Raw genomic sequence first — 21972 nt, 5'->3', positions numbered from 1 at the left:
CGTACCTATTAGACAGACTTAAATTCTCTATCCAAAATGGAGTAAAAATACTGGTCTGTCCACTGATTGTTCCACCATAGTTCTTCCTGGTAGACGGCCTCCCGTGTCATACCCACATGCTGCATCAGTGCTGCTGAGCGAACGTTTTGTGAATTACACATGCCGACAACCTTATGAGCTTGTAACTCTTGAAACGCAAATTGTAACAAAAGACGTGTAGCCTCGCTCCCATATCCGTTGCCTGCGTATTCTGAAAGCACACCGTATCCAATCTCCCAGCTTTTTCGGTAATCCACATAACTCCACATCTGAACGATACCAATGGGTGTATCTTCTGGATCATTCAAGCGGCGTATAACGAAATCATAGGCATACGGTTTCTCATCTGCGACAGCAAAATGGCTGCGATATTTCTCACGGACCTTCTCCTCATCCGTTTCAACAGTTTCCTCAAAGCTCCATATATTTGTGTCACATTCAAGTTGACATATGAAGTCGAGGTCCTGTTCTGTGACTGTTGTTATTCTTACTTTCTCTCCCACGAATTCCATATGAATTCATCTCCTTTGGATTATGCCATCGTTCCCATAGACTACTGCATTTGCCCATTAATATACCTTCTGTGACTTGTAGCTGCTTCCTGAACCCACAAATCCAACTCCACTCTACTAACAAAAAAATTATCCTGAACCTTAATGAACGGAAACATTCTCCCATCAAAGAAACCTGACACCGTAAAACTCCCTTGCTCAGCCTTAATAATACTCATCACCTGTTCTTCAGTCATACTTAGATACTCGGCAGTTTCTTGAATCGTCATTAATGCTTTATCATTAGGTACTTTTTGCTCTGCTGCCTGAGTCAGTTCACTATTTCTCTCCTGAGTCGTTAGCAATATACAGCCAATAATAAACGAAATACCTAAAATGACACTGGCTATAAGTATAGAGAACGGAACAGATTTCATTGTTTAGGAATCTCCCACTCTGTATTGAGCACACCTCTACCAATATTCCATTTGGCAAGCAAAGCCCTCTGTCTGTTTTCCAGATCAAGATAGGGTGCTGCAACACAGGATAACGTGTCAAACATATGGATAAAATGAGGCCCTTCCTTGAAACGTCGAAGCCCTCCATATTCTTCATCATTTGCTGCCCATACAATCTTTTTAATCCCCGACATTAATATGGTGCACGAACACATGGGACAAGGCTCACAGGTAGTATAAAGCGTCAAGTCTTTCTTCTTCGAGAATTTCTTCTTCTCTACATCCAGCAAATGTTTTCCTGCCCGACGAATGGCATCCACCTCAGCATGTGCGGTGGGGTCGCAATCCGAGAAAACTCGGTTCCTGCCTTTACTCACGACAATCCCATCCACATCCACGATTATCGCACCAATCGGATACGTTCCTTCAGTAAATGATTGTTCTGCTTCTTCCAGAGCCAAAGTTAGATACTCATAATCCGATAACTTCATTGAAAATCCCCCTAAGTGCAGTTATAGTCGCTTATAAAGCAGATTCCTTGTCTAATGTGTAGTAAAAGAGATTGACGGAATCTCCTTAGATCGTTAAAAGTTCCTGATCGTGTACTGCTCTGCTTCACCAAGAAAATCACTTTTGGTTAACTCTTTTTCTCCGAGTAACATCCTGTTGTTCGATATCGTACCATCATGTGAAATGATAAACGTATTGCCGCTCTGTTGCCTGCACCACTCAAGAAGCTGTTCAGCTAATATCTGGAACCGATCTGCATCCATCTGATTAATAATTTCTTCCCAACAATCCAAACCCAAATCAAGCATTCTTATGTCAGTATACTGATGGCTGAGTTCTTCCTTTGAATAGATCTGATCACAGACGAAAGGAACAAACTCTGGATTCTGAGGAAACATTCTTGGGCCAACCAGCGGGCTGAAGAATACAAGATTTTTGTTAGTGGTTAGGAGTTGTGCTGTTTCAATAGTACGTTTCGTTGGACTAACCAAAATGACGTCTTCAGGCGCAAAAACCACTTGTTTACGCAACGCTATGACTTGACTTTCTCCCAATTCAGTGAGGCCAGGATGCAGACAATTTAATTGGTTTGGATAATCCATCAAGTGTTCGCCATGACCATGACGAATAAATGTAATGTCCATAGGCACCTATTCCTCTATTTCTGAATGAAGTGTTTGATGCCTTTTGCATCAAGAAGGTTAGTCAGTTCCTTTTTCAAAAACACAGGATATACTTCCATCCGCTCCAGTTCGTCCAAGGAAAACCATTGGAAAGTTAACTTACCGTTATCTTCTAAACCTTTGAATTCAGTTTCACTATATAGCTTATGGGCTTCCGGCAATGTGATGAGATAATAAAAGCCAACTTCATGATACTTCAGGCCATCATATTCAAAGAAATCTTCACTAACATATGCGAGCCTTTCTGCTTCTACATGAACACCCAGTTCCTCCATCATTTCTCGTACAATAGCCGCTTCTGTTGTCTCGTTTAATTTCACCCGACCTCCGGGCAGATTCCAGAAATCATCCTGTTCAGTCGTATGCAAAAGAACTCTTCCCGCATCCATCACAATACCTGCCACACGGAAGTTGAATTTGTTGTTATTTTGTTCATACGATACATTATTGTTATCTGCAGTGGTCATCTCGCTGACCACCCATCAGCAAATCCGTCCATGAATCCCATGATGAATGAGGGAATGATGAGTACGAGCAATAAAATTAAACTGGCTATGCCCCATCTAAGAATTACTTTCCGTTTGCTTCGAACACCTATAATAATTAAGATTGCGGTTATTGCAATTAAGGCTACTCCATAAAATGTCATAAAACTGACCTCCGGTATGTATTCGTATTTCATTAAGGTTACTGCAGAATCTTTTCTAGTTTGTGCCTACAAGCCTCGCGGTCATAATCCGAATTATCCAGCCATACCTTATCCATCTGAAGTAACCCATAGATTTTGGACTCCAGCTTCTTTCTTTCCTGCAAAACCTGTAACGTACCCTTAACACCCTGATAACTCTGTGCCTGCCCCAAACCCTGGTTCGTATAATAATTAATGAATCCCTCTGACCATTCTTTTGGTCTTTCACTGACTGCCTTATCAAATGTATAGGATATATCTTTCTGGTCGATATAGATGAGAAGCGGGTTCAGAGCATGAATGATACGCCCCAGTTCCAATACATACTGCACGTTCTGCTCTTTGGATTGATTGCATTTTACGAGACCCATGGTTAGTGGATTCTGGATAAAACAACACTCAAATATCGTGATGCAGTCATCATTCGTGCTTAACACGTTTTGGGCGAAATCTTGCCACTTCTCGGTGATCAGCTTAACATTTTGCTCAAAAGGAATTTCGTAAATATCTCGGCTGAAAATATCCTGTACAATCTGATCGGGCAGATCTATTCCCCACTGTTCTTTCATCTTACGATAAGGAATCAGGATACCTTGATCATGGACAATCGCATTGCTTTCCAAAATCTCTCTGTATTCTTCATGTGTTTTCAATAAAGCCTCGAAGTCTCCAGCATAATAAAAAGATACGCCCTCGTAATCAGCAGGGTGATCCAGGTTCCCTTCTTGAAATAGTTGTACCTCCTTGCCTTGTCCTATCAAAATTTCGGATACCATTTTGGCAACCGTTGACTTGCCTGAACCCGGTAACCCTTCAATCAGTATTAATCGCCTTGTCATCATTACATCACCCTTTACTTTGTGTGAAGATATGGATCTTTCATGTGTCAGACACTATGTTATCAATCAATATCTGCAATAACCCATTGCGCAGAATCGCCATCTTCTTTCTTTTTCCAAAACACCATCGTATTGCTATACTCTTCATTGTTCTCTTTTAACTCGTTAACCGTCACCACTGCCTGAAAGAGCTTCCTTTGCTCCTGTATAGTTATGTCGCTCATGGGAGTAACCTTGAGAACTTTGTATCTTCCCATACTTGATATAGGAGATTTTGGATCAAAAAGATTCATATATCGCTTTTCATCCTCTTCGTATAAATAACGCATACGAGCATTCATAAGTTTGACGATTTCCAATTTGTCCCCTGTATAGTTTGTTTCATCGAGATACTCTGGTGGGATGTCTTCCTTCTCTTGGGATGTCGATGATTGTTGTGCATCTTCAGTGTTTTCCTGGTTCTGACAGGCCACTAGAAGTAGAAATAATACTGAAACTACGGTTAACTTTTTCATAGTCAGCCCTCCATTCAATCATGGATAATACTCCCCTGGTAAAGACCTTAAATGCCTTTTATTTAAAATATTTTATTTAAAATAGAGACTTCCTATGTATGTAAAATTTTCTCTCAAGGTACATCATAACCCATAATGTGGAATTTGCGAATAAACGAAGTTAACCATCTCTGTTTCTACCGCTTTATACGCAAAAAAACACGCTTCTCTGCACGAGTTACATCATGCAAAGCGCGTGGTTATCAGCAGAACTTTCACTCAACTTTTGTAACTGTCCACAATCAATCTACCTATCTATCAAATAACATATTCATTATACCGACCGCTTCAATCTGGATCTCTTTTTCTTCATTATCCGCAAAACGGTAACTGTATGTTGAAAAAATCCCTATATGCCCTATATGTCCGCCTTTATAGTGAAGCTTCTTTTCCTCACCGTCGATCGTCTGCGTAAACGTCCTGCCATCATTCACATCATACGAAGCATGGATGTCATGTTCACTTGCGAGCCACGCAACAAAATCTTCTTCGTTTGGATTGGTCATTACTAGAATAACGAGCAGAACAACAAGAACAACAATGCCCGTTCTTAGTCCTGCGCCCTTCTTGCCACCATGCTGTGTGTATTCACGCTCCATCCCGTTCACCCCATTTCTTGAACAGAAATCTCTACGTTCTTTGCCAAAACCCAATCACTCAATCCATACGAGGATGAGATCACCATGTACTTGTATTTCTCCTCGATCAGGTGGATTTGCAATTCATCATAGGAATCATAACTGACAGGCCACCCTTGACCCATCCCCGATTCTAACAACTCTCGATTATAAGGGATAAAATGCTCTATATCCCACTCATCCAGATCCAAAATAATGTTGCCATGCAGCGGTGTATCAAACATATGAGCCATAACACCAGAGAATAAAACATCCATATTTTTCGGCACATCATGACTTGAACGAGTACGCATCCTGATCCTTTTGTTCTCTAAATCAACTTCGTAGCTTAATATGATGTTGTCATGCAAACTTGGCATAGCCCCCCCTCCTTCCAGTATGTCTGTTTGCTCGTTTATTCCATGCCTATGAATTACCTCATCCCGTATGTTCATATATTAAACACCATAATATTGTTTATAGTTTGAGACCCATTCCGCATTGGAGAAATCAACAAAGTCATACGGCTCGCACTGTCTAAGGTAAAGCAACTCCTTGTGCGCCTGTTCCCCGTCCATATTTTCCAGATAAAATAAAGTCTGCTCATGTCCCGCACCACATAATAACTGCACATCAATATAACTGCCCGTATCCTGATTCTTTCGTTTGGCTTTCCAGATCAGCGTGGTGTCCTCCACATTTCCAATACAGAATAACATGATGCACAACAGTCTCAGAACCTCGTTATCCTCTGACTTCCGGTTCTCAATCTCTTGCTGAAGCAGCTGTCGGATGGCCTCCCGGTGTACCTCATCAGGTTCCAATCCGTACAACTGCAACAGTTCTTCCTCGTTCATACGTGTACTCCCTACCTACTTGAGAATGTTATTTAACTCTTCCGCTTTTTTCCTGCTATCTATTCTAGCATAAAAATAAAAAGCGATGACGTGTAGCACGATAGATAATAACCACATGCCGGGGAACCAGGGAGCGATGAATTGGAACATGTCTACCGAGAATAACCATACCATCGCCATGCCTCCTGCAATATTGAATGTGGAAGAAATGACGATATTCCATACCGGTTTTAACGTAAAATAGTTCCACAGTATGTTATACATCATTCCAAACAACAAAGCTGCAATAAAAGCAATACCCGCTATGTTCCATAAATAGGACATCTGAATGGGCAGATCACCAAAGAATATTGTAGCCAAGAGTGTGATCCATAGCGTCATTATAGTGAATACTTGAAAAAAAGAATTTCTAAGTTGAGTAATCATGATAATTTCCCCCTAAAGTTTTTAATATAAAATCGGCTGACGAAGTAACTGGAGCTATCGCTCAGGTCTACCTTAATTCGAGCTTGGTCTGTTGCAGAGAATGCGGTGATGTACCGCGTATTGATGATCGTTTGATTATTTATTTTTACAAAATGAAGGTCATCCAGATCCTCTTCTACAAATTTCAGACGTTTATGAAGCAAGTACCTCTCACCTGAGATCACCCGGACACAGCACATCCGATCCTCTGATTCAAAGGCAACCACCGAGCTCAACTGGATCTGTATATTGCGATTATTCTTGGCATGGATGACCGTTAATTGAGTTTCCGATTCACAGATTGCCTTCTGAATACGGTCCCACTTCGACTTCTCCGCAGGATGGGTTATGACCTTGGCTACCCTTTTATCAATTGCTGTGTCCTCTTCAAAAATGACTTTCATGTGTTGCCCCTCCTCTCACAACTCATATTACAAGCATAGTTACGGCAATCCCACTGTATTGCGTTTTGTTGCATGATTTTGCAAGTTTGTTGCATCGGTACTGCATAGATACTAAAAAGAACCACTCCATGGGAGCAGTTCTTTTTATAAGGAGGTGCTACGTTAACCTTACTCAATCTCCAGATACATATCCCGATTTTGCAGGATCATCTCATTCATATGTTTAATAGCTGCTTGCGCGACGGTCTGATAGGTGTCATATAACACCTCTGTTCTCTGAAGCAAGATTGGGTCCTTATCCAGATCTGTTGCCAGCACCTCAAGCCACTCTTCACCCACTTTATTTTTGTCCGTAATGAGACTTTCAATCTGTTCAAGTACATTAACCATCTCATCTAAATGAAAAAAGTGCATCCCATTTTTTATTCCATTCCAGCTTTTGATCTCAATGATGTTATATGCCGAAAACCAATAAAATTCTGCCAGACTTTTCGTGTGATTATGATAGGAATAGAACAGAAATAAAGCTTGTTGCCCTTCGTGTAACAATCGGTATATCTCTGATTTGGCTGCCATATCTCTGCCCCGTACTGATACAAGCATTGGTTCAATACACAGCCAGCTCAGTTGCTTTGAATATATATCTTCTGGTCGAAGTTTAGCCTTCATAACATGCTCCTCTCTATTCATCACTTTAAGGATTCTCTGGTACTTCCACGGCCGGGTCATTCTCTCCGCCCATTCTGCGTCTGGATGTCTCCATTTTCCCTGTCGAAGGCACATGGTCAGAAGCTTTAGCTAATCCGAATTTGGGCATGTTGGCGTATATGGTCTCGAAGGAACCCGACTGAGCCTTGTATGTTTCATGATATATCCCTACTGTTCCGTCAGTACCAATGGATCGGTTGAATTTTTTCCAAGCTTCCAAGTGTAATCCGCCTCGTGCGTATTTCTCCAATTCATCGTAAGAGCGCCAGTATTGGAGTAGCGTCACCCCACGCCAACTTATAAAATACTCTGTACTCAGAAATCCAGTCTCCGGATTCATATACAGTTCTTTAATCATCGGTCCCATGGACTTAAAGACAGGCAACCATTTGTGTATAGCCCACAGACGATTGATCCTCATTCCGATGATAAAAACAACAAATTCTCCCTCAATCTGAGCGGAGTATCTTCCCTTATGTATGTTCGCCACGTAATCTCTCCTTCTCTCAAAACATTCGATTTCATCGGATCTGGACGGCCCTTCCTATCCGCTCATAGGCATTCAAGGGAAACTCAAAACTCCACCGTTTGTGATATTCCTCCAGTCCCATTTCCTTCAATTTGCTTAATTCTCTGTAAAATAGCTTAGTCAACTTGACCAAGGATAACTCCTCAGACATAAGCAATCGCCCCTCTGTAACGGCTTCCGTGCTAAAGTTATCACTCATCTCATACACCATGAATTGAACGATTACCTGCGAACGTTTCTTGATCCAGAAGCGATATTCTCCAGGTTCGGTCTGCATGGTCATGGTTACCTCCGTGGCTCCTTTGTGCAATGCAACGAACTGACGTGTTATCTCATCCACCGCATCCGACAAAAAAGAAACCGGAATCTCAATCTGTTCTCCCTGATCGGGTTGAACCAGGATATCCAGCCATCCGTGCGGTTCAAGCGTCATAACGATGTCCATAGTCATCCTCCTTTATGTGATTTCATGATGCAAGATTAACTGGAGATCATGCCTTTCAGTACATATAGCTTCTAATTTAAAATTAGGTGAGTAGTGGGGCAGTAGACGTGCTTTCAATTTGTGTTCAAGTTCCTTATGATCGTGTTTGCTTCTCTGCCATTAGAATTCTTACAATGCTGGTCGCATTGTTAAATTTCATTTTGTTATTCTTCTGTTGGTAGTCCCACCCTTGTTTTATAGCATATTGAATAAGGTTGGATATCAGTTTGGGTTCATAGACAAATATATCCCATGTATCTTCCCAAGCAACATCGAACTCTACAAATGTAGATTTAAGCGCATTCGAATAAACCCGAATGACGATATCGTAAGCTTGCTCATCCACAACGTACAGGAACAGTGTATCATTCACTACAATTTTGCGTACTTGTTTCCTGTATACCTTCAGGTATATCTCTCCCTTGCTTACACAGTGCTGCGTAAATCTTCATACACATTCCAACTTGTATACAATTCTTTTAGCGCTAACACCGTTTTATGTATGAACTCTTCCATAGCTTCCATGGATAACATATTTAAATCACCCAAAGGTTCGTTGTCAGGGTTAGCTAAAAACTCAAGTTTCTCTCCTTCATACTGGTACACCTCAGATTCCAGCAATCCACCTAGATCAAATGCTCTCCCCACATTCAGCTCATTTAACCAATCGTTGGCCCTGTTCCAATTCCGTAAAATCATAAACTCCAGCTTTGTGACATCCTGTGTATACACACTTCTTCCGTTGGGATGGACTTCATATGCAGGATAGATATCGAATGTCCACGCGCGATCCGTATAGATATGGGCGATGTAACCGCACAGATATTGCAGGAATTTGGGATCACTATAAGCTAACTTCTTGTTGGATTCAAAAAATCCTTTAAGTTCTTCGTCTGTTGCGAATCTTCCTGCCTCTGGCATGAGGTGGGTTTTTGCCTTTTCTGTACGAAGATTAGTTCTTACATGGATCGAATCAGGAGCAAGGCTTCCCAATAACAATTCAGGGGATGGCTCGGATATCAATTCGGATGCAATTGCAAAATGTACCATCGGCCAAGGCAATATAAAAACTCCTTTCTTTATTAAAAGGCTCAAACTATGATGTTCTATGATTTACAAAGCTAAGTGCTCACTCTCTTGTACATGTATCAATTCAATATCCTCACAATAAAATCCTAATATTCCGTCCTCGTAGTCCTCAACGAAATATTTCATCGGATGATATCCATGATCTTTTAAATCTTTAATATTAAACCCAATTATCTTAACTAAAACACCATCAGGATTATAATGAAAACTTTCAATATTGGTGAATCTAAAAAGTAATTCATATGTAACATTTGAGTATTTCATTAAAAATGTAATATCTGCTATCGAAATATTGTCATAATATTTGTCTTGTTTTATATACAGATTCAACCCAGCAACCCACTCCAAATTTTGAACAGAAAATGCAGGAATAAAAGGTTGAATTAATTCCATGTTTTTCATCATGATCTAACCTCTATTCATTTTGAGTTATTCTATTGACGCTATCACTCGCGTAGCAATTTAGACTCTCCTTGCTTCAAGTCTATAAATATAGGCTTCTGCACATTGTTAATTGTGGAAATATCAATCTCATCCAGACTTTTAAAAACAAGCTGTAATGACTCCTTCTGTTCATCTTCAAATAAAAGAGTTAATTGATCATCACAGAGTTTTCCTTCCAACTCCGCAATAACGTCAAATAAAAACATTACAAATACTACTTCATTTCCATCCGGATACGTATAGTGCATCCTCTCGCCCGTATAGATGGAGGCCAATTCATAAGAATTCACCTCAAGCCCTGTTTCCTCTTTCACTTCTCTAATCATGGTTTCTTCGATTCGTTCACCTGGTTCCATACCACCACCGGGTAATCCCCAATCTCCATAATCTGATCTCTTTTGCAGCAGAACCCTCCCCATATGATCTCGAATAATAGCTCCACCCGTAACTACAATACGACTAGTCATTATTCTTGCTCCTCTCTGTTGGATTACTTCAACAGTTCACAATTTCAATCAGGAAACTTTCCTATTAATTTCATATCCCGAAATGCACAATGCATTTCCCATTTATCTCAGCATACTTTGCCATGTTCGCAAGCTTATGTAATTCGTTGATTAATTCAACTTTGTTGTACACGAGTTTCTCGTAGTAGCCCTTTTGTTCTTCTCCATCAAAATAGTAACTCCCTGTCAGAACAATCGGATCCGCCGCATGGCTGAATAGATCAATCCAGGCCTGAATCAGTTGATGAAACTTCAACAAAACATCCTGCTCTTTAATCACGGTTATTCCATAGTTGTTCAGTCCACTACCTCTCATACAGGTAGATGGATTCCATGTATCCAACCAGCAAAGGGAATCATAGATGTACGCAATGAATTCGTCTTCCAAGGTCGCATGATTCTCTGTGGTTAATCCATTTCCATGTATCACGCCGTTAGAGTCCCAAGAATAGAAAGTATAGATATCTTCGTTTACTTGCGATTTGTTTTCAATAACAAAATGATGCTTCGACATACCCGCACCTCCGTTACAGTTCCCCATGCTTCAATATCTGTTCAATCCTCTTAATTCATCATAACCCATGTATTGGTAAATGCGAAATCATTTTGAGCATTGAACTCTACCATTTATATTCTACTCTTTTCAGAAAATCAAAAAAGCCTCCACAGTCTTATTCGACAGCGGAGACTCTATTTGCTTCTACACTTCATCAGAAAAGTCCCTAATGAAAATGGTCTTCAAACATAAACATCATGGTGTAGCAGTAATCTGCCCTGTACCAACTATCTGCGTTGCTGGGGCAACATAATTTCCTGCATCATTTCCTGTAAGAATGTAATTAATCGTTATTACTTTATTGGTTCCTACAGCTACATTGTTGTAAGTGGCTACGGCGATTACCTGTACGTCATCCCCAGGGATAATGTTAGATAATGCACCTGGTGTTACATTTGCAATAAGAGTTCCGTCATACACTTTGGAGAGTATTAATGTCGGAGACGTGATCATCAATTGCTTTCTAGTTATTACACCATTCACTGCAATTTTATCTGGCGCAGTATAGTTTCTTGCATCATTACCAGATAAAATATACGATACGGTTATCTTTTTATTTGTTCCTACATTTTCATTATCATAGACTCCTGAAGCACTTACCGTTACGACATCCCCAGGACAAATACCTTGTTCATTTTCTCCACAAGATCCTACTCTAGAACCTGCTATTGCAGTTGTTGCAAAGGTTCCATCATACACTTTGAAGGTGGTAATTAGGTCTATGATCGTCCCCGTATCTGCACTAGATTGTACATAAACAGTGTAGTTCGTATTATTAACTGGAGCAATATATTTGCCACTATCAACACCAGCTATTGTATAAACCACAGTTAATGGTCTAACTTCCTGAGTTGATAATGTATCATATACCGCCTCTGCAATCACGGTCACATCCTCACCTGGAACAACCCCAACTAATGAACCGGCAGATACGGCTAAGGATGAATCTCCATTTATCTCATCAAGAGTCAACATCGGCTCGCCGATCGTCAACTGTGCGGCTGTAATGGCCCCTGTCTGGATTATATAGTTTGCAGGCGCAATATACTTGGCCGCATCCGCTCCGCCCAACGTATAAACTACAGTTATTGTTTTACCTGTGCCTATTATTGCATTATTGTAGGTGGCTGCTGCACTCACGGTTACATGGTCTCCAGCAGCAACTCCGGTTAGTGAATCTGCTATTACTGTAGCCGAAGACGTTCCATCGTACATTTTCTCGGTTGAGAGTACTGGAGTCGAAACGGTTAACTGATTTGTACCAATCACGATCTCTGCCGAAGCCATCGATATATTGTTCGCGAGATCAACGGCATATACGACATACGTACCTGAAGCTAATCCCACTGTATTAATTGTGGCATCTAAGTTTGCTATCACAGACTGCTTCTTGCCTAACAATCCTGCAACAGATTGATTTAAACTTGTGATTTTTTTTGGTGTTGTGGAAGGAACCAGATACAGATATCCATTCTCATTGCTTCTACCTACCACAGGATCTCCACCTGCAATATGACCACTCGTTACATTGGACAGTGTAGGAGCGATTGTATCCGTTCCACCAGTGGAAGGTGAAGTCACAGGAGCAGTTGGAGTAGCTGGAGTCACTGTATTTATGACTTTATCCAACAGTCGAATTGTAGTTTCAAATGTCGTACCACCTTTAGCAACGGAACTCAGCGTCACCTTTTCAATAGTACCCGTGCCTAGAATTTTAGCGACTGCATCTAAGAAAAGGTTTACAATCGTTGCATCCGTGCCTAAGTTAAGAGTCGTCCCCGTTGCTGTAACTGCTACGATAACGTCCTTAATACGGCCTTCAGGAATATCCACCTGAACCCCACTGCCTTTAATGATTAAGGAATCAAATGTTCCTTTCAAACCTACTTTTGAACCCGCAGGTAACCGCTCGGATAATGTAATCTTGCCGAAGCCATTCCCCGTAGTATCCGATTCTTGTAGCGTAGCAGGGGATTGAATGGTTACTTCTCCAACTGTCGTTGAACCTTCTGTAATAATGAGAACAGGTCCTTTTTTCTTATCAACGATAAGGGTAGATGTTACGGTATTTTTTAAATAGATGGTACTAACGCCCCCACCTTCTACCCGAGTCACACCTTTGATCGTAACATTCGTAAGGTGTACATCTCCTTCTTGGATACCTTCACTAAATAATAGGTTTCCTTTGATGATCATATTCTTCAATGTAACCCCAGCTGCGCTAATGAGCACATCCCCATCGATGGTCTGCGTTCCCGCCTCAGGGCCATATGTTCCAGCTAAGCTGTAATCCGTTGCTCTTGCATTCACTGAACGATCCAGCGCAACGACTGCTTCAGCACGAGTGATCGGTTTATTCGGATTGAAGTTATTATCGTAGCCCTGTAAAATCCCTTTAGCCACTATAGCATCTACCGAATTTTTAGCCCATGAGGCTATCGTATTCGAATCCGTAAAGTGATTTCCAGTACTAGCTTCATTCGATAGATCCAGAAGATCACTGATAATAACTGCAACTTCTTGTCTAGTAATGGGTTTATTGGCACCGATTGTACCGTCCCTATAACCCTTTATGTATCCAGCTTTTACAGCCTTGGAAACCTCAGCATATGCCCAGTTAGATGAAGTAACATCCTTGAAGGATACAGATGCTGTTTCAGTAAATCCATATGAACGATTAACCAATGAGAAAAATTCTGCTCTTGTTATGGTATTGTTCGGTTTAAAGCTGCCGTCTTCATAACCATGAATAAAACCTTTGTCGATCCATTTCGTAATTTGGCTTTCTGCCCAGTTTCCCTCGATGTCTGATGCCGAAGATTCGGCGGCACCAAATACTACATTAAACGATGAAAACAACATAACTGTAATCAATAGAGTGGTCACAAGCTTTTTAGCACAATTCATGATATTAGTCCTCTCACTCATAGTATGATTACTGGATCTTACTCGCTCAACTTATCACAAAGATCAGCAATAGTATACATAAAATACTGACCATGAAATATGGCTGCAAAACCCAGTCTGTTAAAGAGTTTAGAGCCCAACTTTCGGTGCATACAGTATACATTTTTTCTACTCCTCCCTATCACATCAGAACTGAAATATAACAAAAAAAAGGACACCTCGTTGTCGTATCCATAGGTATCCTCGTTTATTAAATTAGGTAGTAAACTAAAATTCTGAATCACTAGTTTCCTCAATTCTCACATTCATAAAATCCTTCGTCTACTCAGAAACGCTGTTCCTTCTTCTCGGTACATCTCTATAGATTCATTGGTCACATGATCATGCCTCAGTGCTCCCATATAATCTGTTCCAGGTTTGTTCGATCTATAATCTGAATCAATCGTGTATATATTGAAGTGCACCTCATCTTCATCCTCTGACACATCTGTTTTATCAAAAAGTGAAATCACTTCATCTTTACCAAGAAACCTAAATGGAGAATCCTGACGCTCTATAATATAAAATGGATATGTGATATTCTCTATCTGAATGAATTTCTGGTATTCCTTAAGCTCCTCGGGTATGAGATCCATATACTGTCTAGCTACATCTTCTGCCTGGAATACACCTGAGACCCACTTCGAACTCCCTTTGGTTGCTACGATAATAATCAAACTAATCACCTTCTAATTTAAATATTATTTCTCTCTTCCACGTACAAAAGTCTGAGACAAAATCCGGTGGCTACCAGCGATGTTGTCAATCTCAATGTTATATTCAGACTCAGTGTATTCAATCTGATGTTGCTCATAATACTTTTTCCAGAACGAAACTGCTGCCGCATTGTTAGCAAGCTGTTCTACTTTGAATCTACCCTCAAATTGAGCAAAAACCAAGTCAACTGCTTTTGCTGCCAGCCCCTGCCCGCGATATTTTTTGACCAGGAACAGCTCCTGCACGGTATAATCCACTTCTTCCGGCACATATGGAGGTGAGCACACCAGTACGAATCCAATAACCTCTCCTTCATACTGAATCAAAAACGGATGTAATTCATCGCGTTCCAGATATAGATAGGTGTTCGTTGGATCATATTTCCCCTCTTCAAGTAGATCCTCGCCAGAAAATTCGGACAGATCATATAAGTACAAGTTGTACAGGTTGAGGAACAATTCCTTTTGTTCTGCCAAAATACTCGTAATTTGTACATTCATCTTCATTGCACATCTCCCTTAGTTAATGAGTCGCTAGTGGTCCATACATGACATTACCGATGTCCACAACGAGTTTGCTGTGCCCTGTTCTCAATATATTCTTTCAACCACAGCAGATATAGGCAAAGTTTGGTTTAAACCATGGAGTAACCTTAACTTTCACACTGGACATGAACATTTGTACAAAAAAAGACTCCCTACAGAGTCCGATTATTGGTCTTATTTTAATTTTTCACCAAGTATCCACTGGCATGTGCAAACACTTAATGGATTAGATAATCAACTACAGGATATGAGATCACATTGCGATCTCTGTACGTTGAAATTACCGCTTCGTGATGTGTGCTAAGAATTCCGTTTTGCAACATCACCGGGCGGAAACCTCGCTCCATCGCTCCGTTGTAGGTGAATAGAACACATTCCTCTGCGGAAAAACCAGCGATGATCACCAATTCAATTCCATGACTCTTCAACACATGCTCCAGATCAGTTTGCCAGAAAGCATTGGAAGCTTCTTTGGTAACTGTGATATCCTTCTCATTCACATCTACCTCGGGAATAATACGATATTCTTCCGGTGGTGCCTCCTCCATGCCCTCCACATCCTGCACGTGAACGACCGTATGATCATTCGATCGCAACACATTAGCCACATGATTAATGTACTCGCAAGCATGGTCTATCGAAGTTTGGTCCATCTTTTTCCGCACAATACTCTCCTGCATATCAACAATCAGCAAACCTACTTTCATCCAATCTCTCCTCATAAATAAATTTTACGTCTCATGTTTTGTAACTTTCCTTGCTTAAATTGAACTCTTAGTCTTTAAATAATTCATTCAGCATCCGGTCGCGGTTCTCCAGAAAGCTGCGAGTAATCTGATAGTGATCGGTATCCTCATAGGCTACCTCTTGAATATGGCTATCGTCAAAACTTAAAATCTCTGCCCCCGGATACCCCAGTAAAATGGGTGAGTGCGTCGCAATAATGAATTGTGAAGTACCCGACAGATCATGAAGGATACGCAATAAGGAGAGCTGCCTAGCTGGAGATAAAGCGGCTTCGGGCTCGTCGAGCAGATAGATGCCTTTGGAACTGAAGCGATTGACGAACAGACTGAGAAAAGACTCCCCATGTGATTGTTCATGTAATGAACGCCCGCCATAATATTGAAGCGACGCCGGCATTTCATCGACATGTGATGCGAATTGATAGAACGATTCAGAGCGCATGAAGAAACCATTCGTTATTTTGGGCAACCAGGCCAGCCTGAGATAATTCCCGAGCGAGGATTCCGAAGCATGTGTCTCATAGGTATTATTCCTGCCACCCCCTGCGGTATTGAATCCACATTGATGTGCGATGCCTTCCAGCAGAGTAGATTTCCCTGAACCATTTTCGCCTACAAAAAAAGTAACGTTATTCGTGAGCTCCAATCGTTCCAAGGATCGGATCGCGGGGATGTCAAAAGGATATTGGTCCCAATTCTCGATCTTGGCCGACATGAGTTCCACACTTCGAAGATACATAATCATCCTCCCACATTTATTTATATAAGTTCAACTAAAGAATATTTACAATTATGAGGATAACGAAAAGCTGCGGGTTTATTGCCTTCATAATAGAAGTGCCCCATCCAGGATAAAGCGTAATGGATGACAGCGAGTAGGAGCGTGACTTTGATATCAATAAACAAAAAAATCCATGCCACAAACGCCGACAAAAACGCGAAGTAATGCAAAATGCGGTTTTTCCGATCCTGATGCTCCTGAAGGTAATAACGCAAGTCCTTGCGCACACGATTCAACATCAGTCCACATCCATCCCACCTAAAATAAGGCTCCTTATTTCCCACTCCATCGTAACCTATTTCGGGGTACATATGAAACCGTTTCAACCAAAAAAGAGCAAGCCATAGGCTTACTCTCTCTTCAGAGTTAATAGACAAATCTGCGCTGTGCCCAATAGCTGAACAGGAAGATGGATACCTCGGTCAGTAGCTTAGCTGTGAGCAGCGGGATAATTAATTTTTCATTATAAAAATACAATAAACCGTAGTTTAATAACAGCACTAGTAGGACAAGTGAGAAGTATCTGGGCAATGACTGCCGAACCTTAGAGGTTCGTCCAGCGGAAAATACGTACTTTCGATTAATCGTATAGTTGAAGATTGAGCTGCATAGCCTTGCTGCGACAACCGACAGAAACAGATTATGCGTAAAATACTGGATGACGAACAGTAATCCAAAATCAATCAGTGCCGATAGCACCGAAGATGTGCTGAACATCAGGATTGGCATATAGATCCGGAATGAATCAACCAGCGGGCGGAAATGGGAGGACTCATTGTGATCCAGATACACCGTATCAATAAACTCCTCCGTAATCTCATACCCTTCCTTGTGTGCCGTTAACAGCATGTTCATCTCGTATTCAAACCGATCCCCGGGAATCTGCTTCAGCCAATCCAGCATGGAGTAAGGAAAACCACGTAGACCCGTCTGTGTATCATATACCTGGGTACCTGTTGTGAGGGAAAAGACCGCCCTTGTGACTGTATTGCCAAACCGGCTACGTGCTGGAGTTTTACCACTGAAGCGACGGCTGCCGAGTACAATTCCTGGTGTCGTCTGTGCGAGTAGCACTTCGAAGATACGCTTAATATCATGCGGTAGATGCTGTCCGTCACTATCTGCACACACCACACCGCCCTGAGGTCCGTACTCCTTAATATACTGAAAGCCCGTCTTCAACGCCCTGCCCTTACCCAGATTGACGGGATGTGTCAGGACCGTACAGCCATAGGCTTCTGCCGTTTCAAAAATCCCACGGTAACCGGGGCCGCTGCCATCATCCACAATCACAATAGGGCCAAGTTTAAATGTTTGCAGTTGCAGAACGAGATTCAGTAAACGCACATCGGGTTCATATGATGGAATTAATATCGTCATGATCCTTGTCCCTCCGTCAGATATAAAATGTCACTTACGCCACGTTCCTGGTTACGCCCCAGCGGGTTATTGACAACTCTGCCCATAAAATACATCGTGGATGAACCGCCGCCGTCTAGATTGTAGGCTTCGGTTGCTCCCAGACCTTTCATGACATCAGCCAGTTCTGCCAAGGTCATGCCTCGGCTGTTGTCCTGCCGTCCGTCCACCACCACAAAGACGTAATGATTCGGAGCAATCATGCCGATCGCTGTTCTTGGATTTGCGTCTTGAATGGAACGATTACCGAAGTTGTTATCGATTTTCACACTGCTAAAATCACTGACGATCTCGCCATTTTGAATCAGAATGGGCCCAAAAGATAGTGTATCGGTTGCACCTTCGGCCAGCAGTTCCGAGGAAGAAATCTCGTTCTCGTTATATGTTTGCATCGTACCGTCGTTGAACAGGGCAAGTGCATCCCGCGTGGGGCTGTCTCGGTACAGTGTTCCATTTCGGATAATGACACCATCGTCGCGGAATCCGTAATAATCACCATTAATGGCAAAGATCGCATTGTTGGCTGCGGCAATCTCTGACGTATTTTCGGTAATGTTCGTTCCAAAGCTGTTGTCCGCCAGCGCGGTTCGCAGGCTGCTTGCATCCGTTAACTGAACATCAGCGACATAATACGTAATCTGATCCGAGCCAGAACCCGTCTGTACCTTTTCAATATTGACTTTCATATCATCACTCGAATAATTCCAATCATCTGACGTTGCATTCACTTCAGTTGCGGTGGTCAAAGTATTGCTGGAATCATTGTCGGTGTGAGTTGTTGCCGTTGCTGTGTTCTCATCTGCTACAACCACCTGCACATGCCGGATCAGGTAACGGTCAGCCAGGCTGTACAGGATTCCACCTACTGCAAGCACGATGACAAGTGTGATGATGAGCCATCTGCGCTTTCTTGGAGAGATGGGACTTTTATGTGGGTCTTTCCGGGTTGGTTTCTCATCAATCTTCATCATGTGAAGCTCACCTCTTCATCTAAGTTCTTAAGGCCATATTAGGCCGGGTAGCTTAAATGAATCTGAAACCATATCAATTGAACTAAAGATTATTTACACTAGCCACTCCGATGACAGAACAACCCTCCAATCGCTGTTATTGTGTAACTGAATAGTTCAATAAAAAAAGGTGATCCGTTTTCCCATTGAGGAAACCAGATCACCTTGATTTCAGTCTATATAACCCTAAAGGTCACTGTTATCGTGTACATATTCGTTCAACATTCATATCACATATCTTCAACAGGTCTTCCTGTTATGCATCTGCAAAAAGAGCATCGTACGCGGGACAAGGCCGCTTCTCCAGGAATTCCGTTAACGCCGGGGGCTGCTGAGCGTATATATCCTTCAACGACGTTCCAGTATAGATGTTGCCAATCACAACAGGATGGCATAACTCACAGATGAGAATATCCCCGTTGCCGTGCAGGTGCAGCTGTTTCGTGCCATCCACACAATTAGAGAAATACACACCAGGTTGTTCACGCAAATTCAACTGTTCAGCGAACCGATCCATACAGGTGAAATAGAGCGTTGTATCTGGCTTTTTATGTTTAATTAATTCCGTAACAGATCGAACAAGGGACTCTTTGGATACAATCTGGGTCCAGTCGGTATGCGGCATCTTAATACTGTTCTGGATCTCATGGATGCGCACACCCAGATCATACACCTTATCGCTAATGGCCTGCATGTTCGCTTGATTACCTTCAAATAGTAACGTTTCCAGCACCGTCTCCAGACCGACTTCCGTGCACAGACGGATATTCTGCTCCAACCTTTCATACATGCGAGGATGCACGCGGTAGTACGTAGCATACGACTCCGCATCCGTATAATTGAACGAGATATGAATGTTGGACAAGCCTGCATCACGCAACGCGATGATTCGTTCTTCAGTCAGCAGACTGGCATTACTGTTCAATTGTGTATCGATGCCATGTGCCGTACAGTACGTCACAATCTCCAGGCAATCCTGGTATTTCAGAGTAACTTCTCCCCCTGACAATCGCACTCTCTTGAGACGAGGAAGCTCACTAATAATACGGATGACTTCCTGACTATTGATACACGCTCCATCATCCCGATTGTAGGCGCAGCAATAGTCGCATTTATAATTGCAATTCGATGTCACTCCCACTTCAAGCCCTTCCAGCTCATATACGCCGGGTGTTTCCAGTTCGAGTGATTTATATCTGTTTTTGGTCGTCAATTCGTTGTACCTCCTGGTTCCTTCATTCAATCCATGTTTTAATAACTTGAAGATTATAGCGGAAAGCATCAGGTTCAAGATATGACATTATGTACGTTGCTTGCTGAAAACAAAAATAAAACCCATATCCTCAACGATCAGGAATGGGCCAAAGCTAGGCATATAATTATTGAATTAGACAATATAAAATACGATACCTTGACCTTTTGATGTAGCAATTCAAGCTATTTCTTACTTCTGCTTTTATTGTGTATCACTGATAAATTTAGGATTATAGGAAAATCTATGGCTCGCCAGCATGATAAATGACACACGACTTTTCAATAACACGTTCTTTATTTAACACGAGTAGAAGTCTTCTTTTACGATAGCATACATCTTCAGATCTTGAAGCTCATTTTTTACCTTCATGTATTTCCTCAGCACACCTTCGAATTGCATGCCTGCCTTCTCCATGACCTTGGCAGAACCTGTGTTTTCCACTAAACATCTGGCCTGGATTCGCTCGAGCCCCACTTCATCAAATCCAAATTGGATGATTCGTTTCACTACCTCGGTCATGTAGCCCTGATTCCAAAATTGATCAGATAACACATATCCCAGTTCAACTCTCCTGTTATCGCTGTCACACCCTAGATAGTTACAACTACCAATCAGCCTCTTGGTGTGTTTATCTTCAATCCCCCATGGGCCAATTAGATCCGTCTCATAGCGACTCATGACAAAATCTAAAAAAGCTTTGGTGTCTTCTTTGCTCTGATGCGCGTCCCAGGTGGTGAACTCCGATACAGCAGGTACAACGCAATAACTATACATATCCTCCAGATCATCATAGGTAAGAGGTCGGAGTAACGTCCGTTCGGTTTCCAACATGGGAAATGGTTCGAAGAAACTTTCAATCGTTTTCATAGATTTATCCTCCCTCAGATTGTTAGGAAAAAGAAACACACAGCAGCTCGCTTCATATTGCCTGACTCATCTGTTCTAAAATCAAGGCCACAATCTGAGTGACTTCCACTGCCCATCTTGCATCACATATTGGACTCGTACATGCTTGCGCTCCGAATCTCCCTGCCAAAACTCCACCTCTTGTGCATTCACGGCATATAGACGCCAATGAGGTGTAACAACACTGGGGTCACGTCTTATTTTTTCCTTCTGAGCTTCAATGGAACTATCCAGCACTTCCTCGCTATCCAAAACCTCACTCTGATGCCCTGTCATGGCAACTGCTCGCGCTCCAGCTGAACGTTTGCGGAAATCATCAGCACCCGCTTCATCTCCCCGATCCTCGGCAATTCCCCTTATCCGAATCTGTCTTCCAAGGGAAGGCCAGTAGAATGTCAGAGCGACATGAGGATTCTCCTTCAACTGCTGCCCTTTTCGGCTCTCCGAACTGGAGGCAAAATAAAACGTTTCGTCAATTACATTTTTCAAAATCAACACCCGCGCATCAGGATAACCATCTTGATCCACGGTCGAGATCGTCATAGCATGAGGTTCCTTCACTTCGTTCTCAACCGCCAATCTCAACCAATCCAAAAATAACTTCCCCGGCCGATCCGGTAACTGCCCCATATCCCACGTTGGAAATGGGCCGGATAAAGATTTTAAACGTTGCAACAGTTCAATTGGTTTATCGCTCATGTCATCGCCTCCGTCTTCTATTTAACA

Annotated in this window: 31 protein-coding genes; all 31 read right to left on the bottom strand. The window is 42.0% G+C overall.

Going from position 1 to position 21972, the window contains the following annotated elements; genetic code table 11:
- Positions 1 to 8: 8 nt before the first annotated feature.
- Entirely contained in the window at positions 9 to 551 is a 543-nt protein-coding gene (locus MHH92_RS08015; protein ID WP_340903073.1) for a GNAT family N-acetyltransferase, read from the bottom strand.
- 41 nt (positions 552 to 592) lie between these two features.
- Positions 593 to 967 carry a hypothetical protein gene (locus MHH92_RS08010; RefSeq protein WP_340903071.1) on the bottom strand — a complete coding sequence of 125 codons (375 nt, stop codon included), beginning with the start codon at positions 965 to 967 and terminating at the stop codon, positions 593 to 595.
- The gene (locus tag MHH92_RS08005) at positions 964 to 1479 is read right to left on the bottom strand and encodes a nucleoside deaminase (protein WP_340903070.1); all 516 of its coding nucleotides are present in this window, start codon (positions 1477 to 1479) and stop codon (positions 964 to 966) included. Before MHH92_RS08005 ends, MHH92_RS08010 begins: the two co-directional genes overlap by 4 nt.
- A gap of 93 nt (positions 1480 to 1572) precedes the next feature.
- On the bottom strand, positions 1573 to 2142 hold the full coding sequence (locus MHH92_RS08000) for a phosphoglycerate mutase family protein (RefSeq protein ID WP_340903069.1): 570 nt from the start codon (positions 2140 to 2142) through the stop codon (positions 1573 to 1575).
- A gap of 14 nt (positions 2143 to 2156) precedes the next feature.
- The gene (locus MHH92_RS07995; protein WP_340903068.1) at positions 2157 to 2648 is read right to left on the bottom strand and encodes an NUDIX hydrolase; all 492 of its coding nucleotides are present in this window, start codon (positions 2646 to 2648) and stop codon (positions 2157 to 2159) included.
- Positions 2649 to 2868: 220 nt separating this feature from the next.
- Positions 2869 to 3711, bottom strand: coding sequence for an adenylyl-sulfate kinase (locus tag MHH92_RS07990; RefSeq protein WP_340903067.1), 843 nt, complete (start codon positions 3709 to 3711; stop codon positions 2869 to 2871).
- Positions 3712 to 3770: 59 nt separating this feature from the next.
- Positions 3771 to 4223 carry a hypothetical protein gene (locus MHH92_RS07985; protein WP_340903066.1) on the bottom strand — a complete coding sequence of 151 codons (453 nt, stop codon included), beginning with the start codon at positions 4221 to 4223 and terminating at the stop codon, positions 3771 to 3773.
- Positions 4224 to 4513: 290 nt separating this feature from the next.
- Positions 4514 to 4861 (bottom strand): hypothetical protein, encoded by a 348-nt coding sequence (locus MHH92_RS07980; RefSeq protein ID WP_127544694.1) that lies wholly within the window; start codon positions 4859 to 4861, stop codon positions 4514 to 4516.
- A 5-nt stretch (positions 4862 to 4866) separates the two neighbouring features.
- On the bottom strand, positions 4867 to 5259 hold the full coding sequence (locus MHH92_RS07975) for a hypothetical protein (RefSeq protein WP_340903064.1): 393 nt from the start codon (positions 5257 to 5259) through the stop codon (positions 4867 to 4869).
- Between the two features lie 78 nt (positions 5260 to 5337).
- On the bottom strand, positions 5338 to 5736 hold the full coding sequence (locus tag MHH92_RS07970; protein WP_340903063.1) for a hypothetical protein: 399 nt from the start codon (positions 5734 to 5736) through the stop codon (positions 5338 to 5340).
- Positions 5737 to 5751: 15 nt separating this feature from the next.
- Positions 5752 to 6162 carry a hypothetical protein gene (locus tag MHH92_RS07965; RefSeq protein WP_282318870.1) on the bottom strand — a complete coding sequence of 137 codons (411 nt, stop codon included), beginning with the start codon at positions 6160 to 6162 and terminating at the stop codon, positions 5752 to 5754.
- On the bottom strand, positions 6159 to 6605 hold the full coding sequence (locus MHH92_RS07960) for a LytTR family DNA-binding domain-containing protein (RefSeq protein WP_340032264.1): 447 nt from the start codon (positions 6603 to 6605) through the stop codon (positions 6159 to 6161). Before MHH92_RS07960 ends, MHH92_RS07965 begins: the two co-directional genes overlap by 4 nt.
- A 168-nt stretch (positions 6606 to 6773) precedes the next feature.
- Positions 6774 to 7274 carry a hypothetical protein gene (locus MHH92_RS07955; RefSeq protein ID WP_340903062.1) on the bottom strand — a complete coding sequence of 167 codons (501 nt, stop codon included), beginning with the start codon at positions 7272 to 7274 and terminating at the stop codon, positions 6774 to 6776.
- A 25-nt stretch (positions 7275 to 7299) separates the two neighbouring features.
- Positions 7300 to 7803 (bottom strand): DUF4188 domain-containing protein, encoded by a 504-nt coding sequence (locus MHH92_RS07950; RefSeq protein WP_340903061.1) that lies wholly within the window; start codon positions 7801 to 7803, stop codon positions 7300 to 7302.
- A 31-nt stretch (positions 7804 to 7834) separates the two neighbouring features.
- A complete protein-coding gene (locus tag MHH92_RS07945; protein WP_340903060.1) occupies positions 7835 to 8287 on the bottom strand; it encodes a hypothetical protein in 453 nt (150 codons plus the stop codon).
- 133 nt (positions 8288 to 8420) lie between these two features.
- Positions 8421 to 8699 (bottom strand): hypothetical protein, encoded by a 279-nt coding sequence (locus tag MHH92_RS07940; RefSeq protein ID WP_340016277.1) that lies wholly within the window; start codon positions 8697 to 8699, stop codon positions 8421 to 8423.
- 53 nt (positions 8700 to 8752) lie between these two features.
- Positions 8753 to 9388 (bottom strand): hypothetical protein, encoded by a 636-nt coding sequence (locus MHH92_RS07935; RefSeq protein WP_340903059.1) that lies wholly within the window; start codon positions 9386 to 9388, stop codon positions 8753 to 8755.
- Between the two features lie 51 nt (positions 9389 to 9439).
- Positions 9440 to 9820 (bottom strand): hypothetical protein, encoded by a 381-nt coding sequence (locus tag MHH92_RS07930; protein WP_339188830.1) that lies wholly within the window; start codon positions 9818 to 9820, stop codon positions 9440 to 9442.
- A gap of 41 nt (positions 9821 to 9861) precedes the next feature.
- Positions 9862 to 10326, bottom strand: coding sequence for an NUDIX domain-containing protein (locus MHH92_RS07925; RefSeq protein WP_339188831.1), 465 nt, complete (start codon positions 10324 to 10326; stop codon positions 9862 to 9864).
- Positions 10327 to 10396: 70 nt separating this feature from the next.
- Positions 10397 to 10879 carry a hypothetical protein gene (locus MHH92_RS07920; protein WP_339188832.1) on the bottom strand — a complete coding sequence of 161 codons (483 nt, stop codon included), beginning with the start codon at positions 10877 to 10879 and terminating at the stop codon, positions 10397 to 10399.
- A gap of 237 nt (positions 10880 to 11116) precedes the next feature.
- Entirely contained in the window at positions 11117 to 13828 is a 2712-nt protein-coding gene (locus MHH92_RS07915) for an S-layer homology domain-containing protein (protein ID WP_340903056.1), read from the bottom strand.
- 305 nt (positions 13829 to 14133) lie between these two features.
- Positions 14134 to 14544, bottom strand: a complete 411-nt coding sequence (locus MHH92_RS07910; RefSeq protein WP_340903055.1) for a hypothetical protein — start codon at positions 14542 to 14544, stop codon at positions 14134 to 14136.
- Between the two features lie 24 nt (positions 14545 to 14568).
- Positions 14569 to 15090, bottom strand: a complete 522-nt coding sequence (locus MHH92_RS07905; protein ID WP_339188838.1) for a GNAT family N-acetyltransferase — start codon at positions 15088 to 15090, stop codon at positions 14569 to 14571.
- Positions 15091 to 15347: 257 nt separating this feature from the next.
- On the bottom strand, positions 15348 to 15836 hold the full coding sequence (locus MHH92_RS07900; protein ID WP_339188841.1) for a cysteine hydrolase family protein: 489 nt from the start codon (positions 15834 to 15836) through the stop codon (positions 15348 to 15350).
- Positions 15837 to 15903: 67 nt separating this feature from the next.
- Positions 15904 to 16614 carry an AAA family ATPase gene (locus MHH92_RS07895; protein ID WP_339188844.1) on the bottom strand — a complete coding sequence of 237 codons (711 nt, stop codon included), beginning with the start codon at positions 16612 to 16614 and terminating at the stop codon, positions 15904 to 15906.
- 20 nt (positions 16615 to 16634) lie between these two features.
- Positions 16635 to 16895: a DUF962 domain-containing protein gene (locus tag MHH92_RS07890; RefSeq protein ID WP_340903053.1), complete on the bottom strand. Its 261-nt coding sequence runs from the start codon at positions 16893 to 16895 to the stop codon at positions 16635 to 16637.
- A gap of 127 nt (positions 16896 to 17022) precedes the next feature.
- Positions 17023 to 18036, bottom strand: a complete 1014-nt coding sequence (locus MHH92_RS07885; protein ID WP_340903051.1) for a bifunctional glycosyltransferase family 2/GtrA family protein — start codon at positions 18034 to 18036, stop codon at positions 17023 to 17025.
- The gene (locus tag MHH92_RS07880; RefSeq protein WP_340903050.1) at positions 18033 to 19046 is read right to left on the bottom strand and encodes a phosphodiester glycosidase family protein; all 1014 of its coding nucleotides are present in this window, start codon (positions 19044 to 19046) and stop codon (positions 18033 to 18035) included. Before MHH92_RS07880 ends, MHH92_RS07885 begins: the two co-directional genes overlap by 4 nt.
- Before the next feature lie 295 nt (positions 19047 to 19341).
- Positions 19342 to 20298, bottom strand: a complete 957-nt coding sequence (locus tag MHH92_RS07875) for a radical SAM protein (RefSeq protein WP_339188859.1) — start codon at positions 20296 to 20298, stop codon at positions 19342 to 19344.
- 339 nt (positions 20299 to 20637) lie between these two features.
- Positions 20638 to 21207 carry a GNAT family N-acetyltransferase gene (locus MHH92_RS07870; RefSeq protein WP_339188860.1) on the bottom strand — a complete coding sequence of 190 codons (570 nt, stop codon included), beginning with the start codon at positions 21205 to 21207 and terminating at the stop codon, positions 20638 to 20640.
- A gap of 81 nt (positions 21208 to 21288) precedes the next feature.
- Positions 21289 to 21945 carry a pyridoxine/pyridoxamine 5'-phosphate oxidase gene (locus tag MHH92_RS07865; protein ID WP_339188861.1) on the bottom strand — a complete coding sequence of 219 codons (657 nt, stop codon included), beginning with the start codon at positions 21943 to 21945 and terminating at the stop codon, positions 21289 to 21291.
- Between the last annotated feature and the right edge of the window lie 27 nt (positions 21946 to 21972).

The organism is Paenibacillus sp. FSL M7-1414 (assembly GCF_038003195.1).
In the GTDB taxonomy this organism is placed as follows: Bacteria; Bacillota; Bacilli; order Paenibacillales; family Paenibacillaceae; genus Paenibacillus; species Paenibacillus amylolyticus.
This window is presented reverse-complemented; position numbering and strand designations above follow the sequence as displayed.